Raw genomic sequence first — 12470 nt, 5'->3', positions numbered from 1 at the left:
CGCGATGGATTCGACCCGTCCGGCCGCTTCCGCTGGAGCCTCCTCCTCGGGAGCGGCTTCCGCCGGGGCGGCCGACGGGCCGTGGCTCGTGGTCGGGCTCGGTAATCCCGGGCCCGGCTACGCCTCCACCCGTCACAACGTGGGCCAGATGGTGCTCGACGAGCTCGCCGAGCGCGGCCGTCTGACCTTCAAGACCCACAAGACGAACGCGACGGTCGCCGAGGGCCGGCTGAGCCCGGGCGGCCCGCGATTCGTCCTCGCCAAGCCCAACACGTACATGAACGTGTCGGGCGGCCCGGTGTCGCAGCTGCTGCGCTTCTACTCGCTCGATCCGTCGCGCCTGATCGTCGTGCACGACGAGCTGGACATCCCGTTCGACACCATCCGCCTCAAACACGGCGGCGGTCACGGCGGTCACAACGGAGTCCGCGACGTCATCGCGGCCATCGGAACCGGCGATTTCACGCGTGTGCGCGTCGGCGTCGGCCGCCCCCCGGGCTCCGCCGCGGCGGCCGACCACGTCCTCAAGGCGTTCTCGGCAGCCGAGCGCAAGAACCTGCCCATCCTGATCGCGGATGCGGCCGACGCCGTCGAGCACATCGCGGCCGAGGGCGTCACCGCCGCGCAGAACCGCTTCCACGCCGGCCGCTGACCGCCGGCCGCTGACCGCTGACCGCCGGCCTGGGCTGGCTCCGGGACGCGTGGGTGGCGAGCCCTCTCGCGCTGAAACGGAGGCATTCGTCCCCGGCGCGAGCCGAACCTCCTCCGTTTCCCCACATTCGTGCCGGCGCGAGCCGAACCTCCTCCGTTTCCTCACATTCGTCCCCGGCGCGAGCCGAACCTCCTCCGCCTCCCACGTTTCGCACCCGGCGCGAGCCGAACCTCCTCCGTTTCCTCACATTCGTCCCTGGCGCGAGCCGAACCTCCTCCGTTTCCCCACATTCGTGCCCGGCGCGAGCCGAACCTCCTCCACCTCCCACGTTTCGCACCCGCCGCGAGCTGAACCTCCTCCGCCTCCCACGTTGCGTCCCCGGCGCGAGCTGAACCTCCTCCGCCTCCCGCGTTTCGTGCCCGGCGCGAGCCGAACCTCCTCCGCCTCCTCCGCCTCCATCCGCCTCCTCCGCCCATCGCTGCGCAGCGAAAAGGGAGGCGACCCCGCGACGCGGGGGAAACAATCGCGCTGAACGGAGGACATTTCCAAGGCGTCGGGAGTTTCCTCCTCCGTTTCCATCGCGCGCGCCGGCCGGCGGGAGCGTTCCCGCTCGGTGCACCTTGACGGCGGATGCTCAGCCGGAGCGTAGGGGACACCCGGCGCCGGATCAGCCGCAGTCCGTATCGTGACCGCAATGAAGCTGTACACGCGCGAGTGGGGCACCGGCGACCGCTGCGCCGTGCTCGTCCACGGAGTGATGTCCGACTCGCGCAACTGGCGCCGCGTCGGCCCGGAGCTGGCCGCGCGCGGATACCGGGTGATCGCCGTCGACCTCCGCGGTCACGGCCACAGCCCGCGGACCGGGGAGTACTCGGCCGAGCTGATGGCGCAGGACATCGTGGATACGGTGCCCGGCCATCCCGAACTGGTGATGGGACACTCCCTCGGCGGCCTGACCGTCAGCCTCGCCATCGAACGGCTCCATCCGGAACGCGTGATCTACGTGGACCCCGCCTTCTCGTGCCCCGCGACGGACTGGTTCCAGCGGATGCTGGCGCCGGCGTTCCTGCGAACGCTCGCCCGGCAGTCGGCGACCCGCATCGCGAAGCGCAACCCGCGATGGGATCCGGCCGATGTCGCGATCGAGGTGGAGACGATGCGGGCGTTCGACCGGGCGGCCATCCCGGTGGTGCTCACGCCGTCCGCGATGCGCGCCCCGGATGCCATGACCGTGCCGTCCCTGGTGATGCTCGCGGACAACTCCCATCTGGTGAAGCCGCAGCTCGCGGACCGCCTCCGCGACGAGGGCTACGCGGTCCGGGTCGTGGCGGGCTCCGGCCACACGATCCACCGCGACGACCACGACGGCTTTATGCAGGCCCTCGACGGCTGGATCTGACCTTCCGGATTCCCGGCGGGACGAGTGTCGGTGGTCCCCCGTAGAATCGACCGAGTGATACTCCAGGGTCTGGTCGCCGCGCTCATGCGGGAGTCCTCGTTCAGCGACGCTCTCGCGCATGCGGCGCGTGACGCCGACTTCTCCCTGACCGACGGGCTGCGGGCGCCGTTGCTCGCGGGCCTGCTGCGCCGGCGGGCGGAGCAGGGCGCGTCGCAGGCGGTGCTCCTCATCACGGCGACGGGTCGGGAGTCCGAGTCGATCCGCGGAGCCCTGCCTGGCCTGCTGCCGCAGGCCGAGGTCGTCGAGTTCCCCGCGTGGGAGACGCTGCCGCACGAACGGCTCAGTCCGAGCGCCGAGATCGTCGGCAAGCGGCTGACCGCCCTGCGCCGGCTCGCCGACTGGTCCGCGGGGGAGCGGCGCACGCCGTTCGTCCTCGTCGCCTCCGTCCGGGCGGCCCTGCAGCCGCTCGCCGACAACCTCGTCGACTACGGCACGGTCGAGTTGACGTCCGGAGGCCGCGGCTTCGATCTCGGCGGACTTGCGGCGCAACTGGTCGATCTCGCCTACGGCCGGGTCGACATGGTGACCCGGCGCGGGGAGTTCGCCGTGCGCGGCGGGATCCTCGACGTGTTCCCGCCGACCGCCGACCACCCCTACCGCGTCGACTTCTTCGGCGACGAGGTGGATCAGATCCGCGCCTTCTCGGTGGCCGACCAGCGATCGCTTCCCGAGCCCATCCCGGCTGTGAGCCTGCCGCCGAGCCGCGAGCTCCTGCTGAGCGAGTCGGTGTGCCAGCGGGCGCGCGAGATGGAGCACGAGTTCCCGAGCCTGTCGGCGATGCTCGCGAAGATCGGCGAGGGCATCCCGGTCGAGGGGATGGAGTCGCTCGCTCCCGCGCTCGTCGATCGTCTCGTGCCGCTCACGCACTACCTGCCCGATGGTGCGGCCGTCGCCGTGCTCTCGCCGGAGCGCGTCGCCTCGCGCGCGGTGAGCCTCGCCGAGACGAACCGCGAGTTCCTCTCGGCCGCGTGGAGCGCCGCGACGGTCGGTGCCGCCGCGCCGATCGACCTCGCCGCCGGCGACTTCCTCACCCTCCAGCAGCTCAAGGATTCGGTGAAGTTCAGCCGGCCGGGCCAGAAGAGCCCCGATCACCCCTGGTGGACGATGAGCCCCTTCGCGGTGGATGCGGCCACCGAGGTCCTCCCGGAGGAGCGCGAGCTCGAGGAGCACCTGCAGGTGCGCCTCCACGCGGAGGCCGTTCCGAGCTTCCAGGGCAACGTGTCCGGCGCGGTCGACCACGTCGCGGCCCGGCTGCGCGACGGCTGGCAGGTCGCCATCGTGGCTGCGGGCAACGGACTGGTCGAGCGTGCCGCCGATGTCCTCGCCGAGGTGGAGCTGCCGGCACGGGCGGTGGACGAGTTCCCGGCCGAGCCGGAGCCCGGGATCGCGTACCTGATCAAGGCGAGCGTCGAGCACGGGTTCGAGGTCCCGGCGACCAAGCTGGCTCTGATCAGCGAGGCCGAGTTCTACGGCCGCGCCGCGGGCTACGACTCGCGCCAGGTCAAGAAGCTCGCCACGCGCCGCAAGAACGTGGTCGATCCGCTGGCCCTCAAGCCCGGGGACTACGTCGTGCACGAGACGCACGGCATCGGCCGGTTCGTCGAGCTCACGCAGCGCGAGGTGTCCAGCGGCGGACGGAACGCGGTCAAGTCCAAGCGCGAGTACCTCGTCCTCGAGTACGCGCCCTCCAAGCGCGGCTATCCCGGGGACAAGCTGTACGTCCCCACCGACCAGCTGGACCTCCTCACCCGGTACGTCGGCGGCGAGGCGCCGCAGCTCTCCAAGATGGGCGGCAGCGACTGGTCGGCGGCGAAGGGACGCGCGCGCCGCGCCGTCCGCGACATCGCCGTGGAGCTCGTCAAGCTCTACTCGGCGCGCATGGCGAGCAAGGGCCACGCGTTCGGGCCGGACACCCCCTGGCAGCGCGAGCTGGAGGAGGCGTTCCCCTTCGCCGAGACGCCCGACCAGCTGCAGACCATCGACGAGGTGAAGGCCGACATGGAGCGGCCCATCCCGATGGACCGGCTCATCTCGGGCGACGTCGGCTTCGGCAAGACCGAGATCGCGGTGCGCGCGGCGTTCAAGGCGGTGCAGGACGGCAAGCAGGTCGCCATGCTCGTGCCGACGACGCTGCTCGTGAAGCAGCACGCGGAGACGTTCCAGGAGCGCTTCGCCGGCTTCCCCATCCACCTCCGCCAGCTGAGCCGGTTCCAGTCCGACAAGGAGGCGCGCGAGACGCTGCGCGGCATGGCGGACGGCACCGTGGATGTGGTGATCGGCACGCATCGCATCCTCGCCGAGGGCGTGACCTTCAAAGACCTGGGGCTCGTCATCATCGACGAGGAGCAGCGCTTCGGCGTCGAGCACAAGGACTCGCTGAAGAAGCTGAAGACCAACGTCGACATCCTCGCGATGAGCGCCACGCCCATCCCGCGCACGCTGGAGATGGCGGTGACCGGCATCCGCGAGATGTCCACGCTCGCGACGCCGCCGGAGGACCGGCACCCGATCCTGACCTTCGTCGGGCCGTACTCCGACAAGCAGGTGGCGGCGGCGATCCGGCGCGAACTGCTGCGCGAGGGTCAGGTGTTCTTCGTGCACAACCGCGTCGGCTCCATCACCAGCATGGCCGCACGGCTCGCAGAACTGGTGCCGGAGGCGCGCATCGGCGTCGCCCACGGCAAGATGAACGAGCACGCGCTGGAGCAGGTGGTCGTCGACTTCTGGGAGCGCCGCTTCGACGTCCTGGTGTCGACGACGATCATCGAGACCGGGCTCGACATCGCCAACGCGAACACGATCATCATCGACCGCGCCGACAAGTACGGTCTCAGCCAGCTCCACCAGCTGCGCGGTCGCGTCGGCCGTGGCCGGGAGCGGGCGTACGCGTACTTCCTCTGGGATGAGAACAAGCCGCTCAGCGAGACCGCGCACGACCGGCTGTCGACCATCGCGGCGAACAACGACCTGGGCAGCGGCATGCAGGTCGCGCTGAAGGACCTCGAGATCCGTGGAGCCGGCAACCTGCTCGGAGGCGAGCAGTCGGGCCACATCGCGGGTGTGGGCTTCGACCTGTACCTCCGGATGATCGGCGAGGCCGTCTCCACCTTCCGCGGCGAGGTGGCGGAAGGGCAGACCGAGCTGCGGCTGGAGCTCCCGGTCGATGCGCACATCCCCGAGGAGTACGTCGACAGCGAGCGGCTGCGCCTGGAGGCGTACCAGAAGCTCTCGACCGCAGCATCCCCGGCTGCGAAGGACGGCCAGATCGACCTCGTGCTGGAGGAGCTCACCGACCGCTACGGCGAGCCGCCGGAGGCGGTCACGAACCTGATCGCCGTGTCCCGCCTGCGGCGCGCGGCCCAGAAGGCGGGCCTCGGCGAGGTCGTCGCCATGGGCTCCAACCTGCGGCTGGCGCCGGCGATCCTGCCCGACTCGCTGCAGGTGCGCCTCCAGCGGATGTACCCGGGGTCGAAGTACCACGCGGCGCCCAAGGTCGCGACCGTCCCGCTGCCGCGGGTTGACGGCGAGGCGCTCGAGGACTCGGTGCTGATCGGGTGGGTCGGCGACCTGCTCGGCGCCCTGTTCCCCGAGAAGGAGCAGGCCGCCGAGCGCGCGAGCTGACCCCCGCCCGGCGCTGCGTGCCGCTGCCCGTGGATGCGCCTTCCGCCGCCCGGGCGACCGGGCGACCGGGCGCCCGGGCGACCGGCCGTGCGGGGACGGCCGGTCAGGCGTGGGGGTGCGGGTGGAGCCGGCGGTTGCGCCGCGCCAGCGCGCTGACCAAGATGCCCGAGACGACGATCGCGACGCCCGAGCCGAGCAGGACGGCGAGCGTCCCCTCCGCACGCACCTCGGCCGAGCCCGCGAACGCGAGCTCGTTCATCAGCAGGGACACCGTGAACCCGATCCCGCCCAGAGCGGCCACCGTCAGCAGCGCGAAGGGCGAGATCCTGCCCCGGTCCTGCCTCCGCCCGGCGAACGACCCGAGCCAGCCGCCGAGGGTGATCCCGACCAGCTTCCCGACGGGCAACGCGACGAGGATCGCCCAGAACGCCGGCGACAACTGCGACGGCGCCACCGACGGGATGGGGACCAGCGCAGCCGAGAACGCGAACAGCGGCAGGACGACCGCGTTCGACCACGGCTCCAGCGCGTGCGTGACCCGGCCGGCGGGCCGGCGCGCCATGGCCAGGCCCAGCGCGACGCCCGCGATCGTGGCGTGCACGCCCGAGTCGTGGACCAGCCACCAGGACAGGAGGGCGAGCAGCACCATGAGGACACCCAGCGGCCAGCGCAGCCGTCCGCGCAGCATCCGGCTCAGCACGCCGAACAGAGCGACCGTGATCGCCGCGAGGACGAGCTCGAGGACGTTGGGGTTCGTCGTGAAGAAGATCGCGATGATGAGGATGGCGATCAGGTCGTCGAGGACCGCGAGGGCGAGGAGGAACACCCGAAGACGGTTCGGCAGCCCCCGGCCGAACACGGCCAGGACCCCCAGCGCGAAGGCGATGTCCGTCGCCGTCGGGATCGGCCAGCCCTGCTGCTGACCGGTTCCGGCGGTCACCGCCAGGTAGAGTCCGGCCGGGACGATGACCCCGGCGACCGCCGCGATCGCCGGGTGGATGGCCTTCTGCACGCTGTTCAGCTCGCCGGCCACGAGTTCGTGCTTGAGCTCGACGGCCACGATGAAGAAGAAGATCGCGAGCAGTCCGTCGCTGATCCAATGGCCGACGCTCAGCGCCAGTGCGCCGCCGCCCAGCCTCGAGTGCTGCAGGTCGAGCAGCCCGGGGCCGACCGGCGTATTGGCCAGCAGAAGGCCGAGGGCCGCCGCTCCCAGCAGGAGGCCGGCGGCGGTGCGCTCGGATCGGATGATGCTCATGCGGTGACGACTCTCGTTCGAAGACAGGCAGAATTCTCGCCGACCAGACTTCCCGGCACACCAGTCGCCCAGTCTACCGACGGCTCTCGGTGGGAGGATGCTGGAACCGAACGCGCACGAGAGGACGACCGATGAGCGACCCGAGCATCCCGACCGCGATGTCGACGGCGGACGCGGCCGCAACGAACGCGAGCGCCACTGCGTCCGGGATCCCCGACGGGATCCGCGACGGGATCGGCGCGGACCTCTCCGGCGCACCGACGCGGCTCGACGAGCTGGTCGCCGTGATGGCCCGGCTGCGCGCCGCCGGCGGCTGCCCGTGGGATGCGGACCAGACGCACGAGTCGCTCGTCCAGTACCTGATCGAGGAGACCTACGAGCTCATCGACGCGATCGAGACGGGCGACCGGGATGAGCTGCTCGAGGAGCTCGGCGACGTGCTCTACCAGGTGCTGTTCCACGCGGACATCGCGGCGCACACGCCTGGCGAGGAGTTCGACATCCAGGATGTGGCGGCGCACATGACGGCGAAGATGGTCGGCCGTCATCCGCATGTCTTCGGCGACCGGACGGCTCCCTCGGCCCGGACCGCGGAGACGGCGCAGGACGTCGTCGGCTTCTGGGACGACCTGAAGAAGCAGGAGAAGCCCGGGCGCACGAGCGTGCTCGACGGCATCCCTCAGGGCATGCCGTCGCTGGCGCTCGCCGACAAGCTGCTGGGGCGTGCCGAGAAGGTCGGGCTGCTCGACCTGAGGGAGCCGGGCGGAGTGCAGGTGGGCAGCGAGGACGAACTGGGGGCGCTGCTGCTGGCGATCGTGGCCTCCTCCAAGGCGCAGGGGATGGATGCGGAGCGCGCGCTGCGGTCGACGCTGCGGGAGCTGCAGGGCGAGATCCGGGAGCACGAGAGCGCGGACCAGGAGAGCCCCGCCCGCGAGAGCGCCGGGTAGCGGCCTCCCGGGGATGCCCGGGTGGCCGGCAGCGCGTCCGCCCGTCTTCCGATCGCCATTCGGGTGAGGCGCCTCTCGGCGGCGCGCTCGTGGTCTCCGGCGGACGCGTTGTCGGCCCATGTCTGGCAGCGAGCAAACCGCCGTGGTCGGACGGATGCGACTCATGCCAGGTCCCACTTGCGGGGACACCACCGAGTCGAGCACGGCGGCGCGACCTCAGGGTGGCAACGCGGCGATTCTACGCGCGGGCGGCTCGGCGGCACCATCCCCCGGGGAGGTGTGCGCGGCCGGGACGCGGGTCGCCGGGGTGCGGGTCGCCGGGACGCGGGTGGCCGGGGACGTCATGGAAGAATCGACGCATGGCCTCACCGATCACCCCGCCCCGCGGCATGCGCGACTTCCTCCCCGCCGAGAAGGCCCGCCGCGAGCATGCCCTCGGGGTGATCCGCCGCAGCTTCGCCGCCCACGGATTCGACGAGATCGAGACGCCGGTCGCCGAGGACATCGAGCGGCTGCACTCGGGCCTGGGCGGCGACAACGAGAAGCTGTCGTTCAGCATCCTGAAGCGCGGTCTCGACGGCGACGACCTCGCCGGCGCGATCGAGTCCGGCGACCTGCTCAGCCTCTCCGACCTCGGCCTCCGCTTCGACCTCACTGTGCCCCTCGCGCGGTTCTACGCCACCCACCGGGCGGAGCTGCCTCCCGTGTTCCGCAGCATCCAGATCGCTCCCGTCTGGCGTGCGGAACGGCCGCAGAAGGGCCGGTACCGCCAGTTCGTGCAGTGCGACATCGACATCATCGGCGAGGCCTCGCAGCTGGCGGAGGTAGAGCTCATCACCGCGACGGCGGCCGCTCTGGAGGCGCTCGGACTGAACGACTGCACGATCCGCATCAACGACCGGCGCATCCTGAACGGGCTGCTCGAGTACTGCGGCTTCGACGAAACCCGCTGGCCGCAGGTGCTGATCTCGATCGACAAGCTGGACAAGATCGGCGCCGAAGGGGTCGTGGCCGAGCTCGCCGAGGGCGGGGCGGATGCCGCTGCCGTGCTCGGCGGCATCCTCGCCGACCTCGAGCCGCACCTGGCCGAGGGTGGAGTCGCGCTGACCGTCGAGGCGATCACGGGCATCCTGCCGCAGGGGATGGACACCGACGCCGTCGCCGGCCTGGAGAGCCTCGCGCACGCGCTGGACACCCTCCCGCCGGGCGTGGGCCTCCGCTTCGACCCGACGCTGGTGCGCGGGATGGGCTACTACACCGGCACGATCTTCGAGATCGCCCACCCCGGATCGGGCAGCTCGGTCGGGGGCGGCGGGCGCTACGACGGGATGATCGGGCGCTTCCTCGGCACCGACGTCCCGGCGGCCGGGTTCTCGATCGGCTTCGAGCGTGTGGTCGACCTCATCGAGGTGCCGGAGGACGCGGCGCAGGACTCCGTCGTCCTCGTCTACGATCCCGCCGTCCCGCTCGACCGGCTGGCCGCGATCAAGTCCGAGCTGATCGCCCGCGGCAGCCGGGTGCGCCTGGATCGCCGTGCCAAGAACCTGAAGGGCGTGCTCGATCGTGCGGCGGCGTCCGGCTTCCGCTCCTTCGCCTTCGTGAACCCCGACACCGCCGACGCGTCCGAGCTGGAGCTGAAGCCGCTGGGTTGAAGGCGCTCGGCTGAAGCCGCTCGGCTGAAGAAAGTGCCGGCGTTGTGCGACAAGGAGGCAGTCAGAGTGCTCCTTTGAAGAAGCGGTGATCCGGCTGAGGGAGGGCATCGATGACGTGCTGTCCCGCGTCGGTGAGGTCGAACCAGCACGAGTAGAACCAGTCATCGTCGTCATCGACCTCGGGCGTGTAGACCTCGGCGAGCCGAGCCATTTGGTCGTCGAGGGTCCCGGGCCATTCCTGCCAGTCGAGGCTTCGTGGCTTTCCGGGGTCGCGTCGTTCGAGCTGGCCGATCTTGAGATAGCCGGCATCGGCCAGGGACCGGATCGTATCGAGGAGAAGAGCCTTGCGTTTTACAAGATCACTTTCGAAGTAGCCGGCGTAGTAGTGCGGATTGCCGAGTTCAAGCCAGTCGTCGTCGGCCTGATACAGCACGAGGTGTTCGAGAGTGTCCGGCTTGACGATCATCTTCCCCATCCCTTCGGGAGACGTACTTTGCGGCGTCGACGTCGGCGGGGGCAACGATTCGTCGGGCAGCCGGTTCGTCCGGTTCTCCAACGTGTCTCGGTCAGCTCCGCTTGCGCATCCAGTCGAAGAATCGACTGCTGGGCTTCGGGAGTTCCGCTGCTGCGTTCCGCCCGGCTTCCGTGATGTTGAGCCAACACGTCCAACGCCAGCTGTCGTCCGGATCGTCGGCGTCCAGGATCTTGCCGAGGCGGGTCAGCTGGTCGTCGAGGGTTCCGGGCCACTCCATCCAGTCGCGGATGCCCCGGTCCTCGGGATCTCGGTGTGCGAAGTCACCCAGCTGGATGAATCCGGCTCGGGCAAGGGATTGGAGGGTGTTCACGAGGAGGATCCTCCGTTTCGAAGGATCCTCCTCGAAAGTCTCGACATAGCCGGCAGGTTCACCGATAGGCATCCAGTCGTCTCGGCCAAGATGGAGGATCAGGTGCTCCAGGGTGTCCGGGTGAATCTTCATTTTCCTGATCCTTTCGGCAGGTGCACTTTGATGTATTTTCCGCCAGGACTGAAGATGTCGATTGTCGACCCACCCGACTTGCTCTGGTCTCGATAGCCGATTTTGGTGCCGTCAGGAAGCTCGACCATCGTGCCGTCGTAGGTTGCGGGCGCGTCGACCGCCTTCCCACCGCGGGAGATCTCGTCCCTCAGGTCTTCCAGCTCTTCTCTGGTATCGACTTCGCGATGTGGCTCGCTGTCGCCTTCCCGCGTCTTCCCCGGGATGTCCTCAACGCGCTCGAACGATGGTTCTTCGTTGAGGAACTTATCGAACGGGCCTGACGGCGGACCGACACGTTGTTTGAGCGATCCGTCGAGATTGTGGGTGTAGTAATACCACCGAAGCCGAGAACGCTTGAGTTGCTCTTCGGGTGTGTAGAACTGCGACCCGCCGGTCGACCCGCTGCCGACTCCGCCGAGGACGACGAGAGCCAAGGCGGCCATGACTGACGCGAGTCCGCACGCGGCTATCAGCTCGCCGGCGGAGTAAGCACCGGTGAGGAGCCACTGGGCGATCTGCTCAGCGGTCGCCCCTGCCGCCGGCACTGAAATCGAGGCTGGGCGGATCGTGCCGCCGTTCAGCGTGGAGGAGTCGAATTGAGTCAGCCCTGTGAGCAGCGACGTGAAGTCGTCGTTCAGCTCCGGATGCGAGGCGCGAGTCATCCCGCCCGTCAGGGTCTGTTCCAGACGGCGGGCGAAGACATCCGCCGCCGCCTCGTACTCGCGTTCCGCGTGTCGGGCCTTCGCCTTGGCTTCGGCGATACGCTCCTCCGCCTCCTCGACACGCCTGTGGATGCCGGTCATGTCCGCGTGCGCCATGACGAGCAGCTGTGCGTGCGCCCACGCCAGGTCTTCCTGCGCGTCCTCTGCGGCACGCAGGGCTCCATCCGCGTCCTCCTGAGCCTGCGCCATGGCCAGGACCCAGTTCCATGCCGCCTCCGCAGCGTCGCGGTGCTGCGTGGCGGCGGTCTTGGCCGTGTCGATGACCGTTCGAAGCGTTCCCGCGAACACCTCTGCGGCCATCCCGGACCAGTGCGGCACTGCAACCATCTCCAGAGCGCGACCCATGACCTCGGACTGATGCCAGAGCCAGTCGGCCTCCGTCCGGAGCTCGGACGCCCAGGTGTCCGCCGCCTCTGCCCAGCCGGGCGTGGGATCCGACTCGAATCCCACAACCGACCAGTCGCCTGCGCTAGACCGCACGAATGCCTCGCTGGAACTGCTGAGCGTCCTCAGTATCGCGTCGCTCATACCCATCCGCCGCCGCAATGAGCGCACGTTTCATCGCGTCCACGCTGCTCGTCAGCAACGATCGCGCGGGCGGCCAGTACTCCTCGAACCGCTCGAACGCGTCAGCCGCAACGGCCGAGCCGAGATACGACGCTTCCACCCCTGACATACGTCGAGGGTCGCTTGCCTGCGCCAACACCTGCGCAGCAGCCCTCAACTGTCCCGTGTCGACGGCGACCTCCTCGCTCACATGTACCCCTTTCGCAAGTCCGGTCACGCTAACAGGGCATCGGCGGGGCCGGGCGATTGCGGTCACCGCCCCCGAGCGGGGCCCAGTAGTGCCCCGTAATGTGGTGTAGCGCGGTGGCTGGCTCGTCGTTTCGGACGTGGGCGCGGTCACCGTGTGATCCTTCGAGAAGTCTCTTACCTCCACTCGAAAGGCATCATCACGATGACCGCACTTCACATTGTCGACCCTGCGAGCGTGCTCGCTGAAGCCTTGACCGACGCGTCGCCGGATCTGATGCGCAGCCTGTTGCAGACCACGATCAACGCGCTCCTCTCCGCGGACGCCGACGCCGTCGTCGGCGCGGAATGGGGCAAGCCCAGCCCCGACCGCACCGCGCAACGCAATGGCTA

Annotated in this window: 11 protein-coding genes; 6 read left to right on the top strand and 5 right to left on the bottom strand. The window is 69.7% G+C overall.

Annotated elements, in window-relative coordinates:
- The first annotated feature begins 4 nt into the window (after nucleotides 1-4).
- The 3 genes from pth (at nucleotide 5) to mfd (ending at nucleotide 5732) form a co-directional block, all read left to right on the top strand.
- The gene (pth, locus tag BM287_RS10695; protein ID WP_090039286.1) at nucleotides 5-652 is read left to right on the top strand and encodes an aminoacyl-tRNA hydrolase; all 648 of its coding nucleotides are present in this window, start codon (nucleotides 5-7) and stop codon (nucleotides 650-652) included.
- A 694-nt stretch (nucleotides 653-1346) separates the two neighbouring features.
- Complete coding sequence (locus tag BM287_RS10690) at nucleotides 1347-2051, top strand: alpha/beta fold hydrolase (RefSeq protein WP_090039283.1); 705 nt, start codon at nucleotides 1347-1349, stop codon at nucleotides 2049-2051.
- Between the two features lie 54 nt (nucleotides 2052-2105).
- Complete coding sequence (gene mfd, locus BM287_RS10685) at nucleotides 2106-5732, top strand: transcription-repair coupling factor (RefSeq protein WP_090039281.1); 3627 nt, start codon at nucleotides 2106-2108, stop codon at nucleotides 5730-5732.
- A 103-nt stretch (nucleotides 5733-5835) separates the two neighbouring features.
- Here the strand turns inward: mfd and BM287_RS10680 are convergent, their stop codons facing one another.
- Nucleotides 5836-6987, bottom strand: a complete 1152-nt coding sequence (locus tag BM287_RS10680) for a Na+/H+ antiporter NhaA (protein WP_090039278.1) — start codon at nucleotides 6985-6987, stop codon at nucleotides 5836-5838.
- A gap of 131 nt (nucleotides 6988-7118) precedes the next feature.
- Between BM287_RS10680 and BM287_RS10675 the strand changes: the two genes are divergently transcribed.
- Both BM287_RS10675 and hisS read left to right on the top strand, forming a co-directional pair.
- The gene (locus BM287_RS10675) at nucleotides 7119-7934 is read left to right on the top strand and encodes a nucleoside triphosphate pyrophosphohydrolase (RefSeq protein WP_244528161.1); all 816 of its coding nucleotides are present in this window, start codon (nucleotides 7119-7121) and stop codon (nucleotides 7932-7934) included.
- Nucleotides 7935-8293: 359 nt separating this feature from the next.
- Nucleotides 8294-9586, top strand: a complete 1293-nt coding sequence (gene hisS / locus BM287_RS10670) for a histidine--tRNA ligase (RefSeq protein WP_090039276.1) — start codon at nucleotides 8294-8296, stop codon at nucleotides 9584-9586.
- A gap of 61 nt (nucleotides 9587-9647) precedes the next feature.
- On the opposite strand, the gene BM287_RS10665 is transcribed toward hisS, so the two are convergent.
- From BM287_RS10665 to BM287_RS10650, 4 genes are all read right to left on the bottom strand, one after another.
- Nucleotides 9648-10052 carry a hypothetical protein gene (locus tag BM287_RS10665; RefSeq protein ID WP_090039482.1) on the bottom strand — a complete coding sequence of 135 codons (405 nt, stop codon included), beginning with the start codon at nucleotides 10050-10052 and terminating at the stop codon, nucleotides 9648-9650.
- Between the two features lie 100 nt (nucleotides 10053-10152).
- The gene (locus BM287_RS10660; RefSeq protein WP_090039273.1) at nucleotides 10153-10563 is read right to left on the bottom strand and encodes a hypothetical protein; all 411 of its coding nucleotides are present in this window, start codon (nucleotides 10561-10563) and stop codon (nucleotides 10153-10155) included.
- Entirely contained in the window at nucleotides 10560-11624 is a 1065-nt protein-coding gene (locus tag BM287_RS10655; protein WP_139230657.1) for a hypothetical protein, read from the bottom strand. The genes BM287_RS10660 and BM287_RS10655 overlap by 4 nt, the downstream gene beginning before the upstream one ends.
- 169 nt (nucleotides 11625-11793) lie before the next feature.
- Complete coding sequence (locus tag BM287_RS10650; RefSeq protein WP_090039267.1) at nucleotides 11794-12081, bottom strand: hypothetical protein; 288 nt, start codon at nucleotides 12079-12081, stop codon at nucleotides 11794-11796.
- 201 nt (nucleotides 12082-12282) lie between these two features.
- Between BM287_RS10650 and BM287_RS10645 the strand changes: the two genes are divergently transcribed.
- The coding region (locus BM287_RS10645; protein ID WP_170857517.1) for a transposase at nucleotides 12283-12470 on the top strand (188 nt) is incomplete at its 3' end.

Source organism: Leifsonia sp. CL147, from assembly GCF_900114565.1.
Classification (GTDB): domain Bacteria; phylum Actinomycetota; class Actinomycetes; order Actinomycetales; family Microbacteriaceae; genus Leifsonia.
This window is presented reverse-complemented; position numbering and strand designations above follow the sequence as displayed.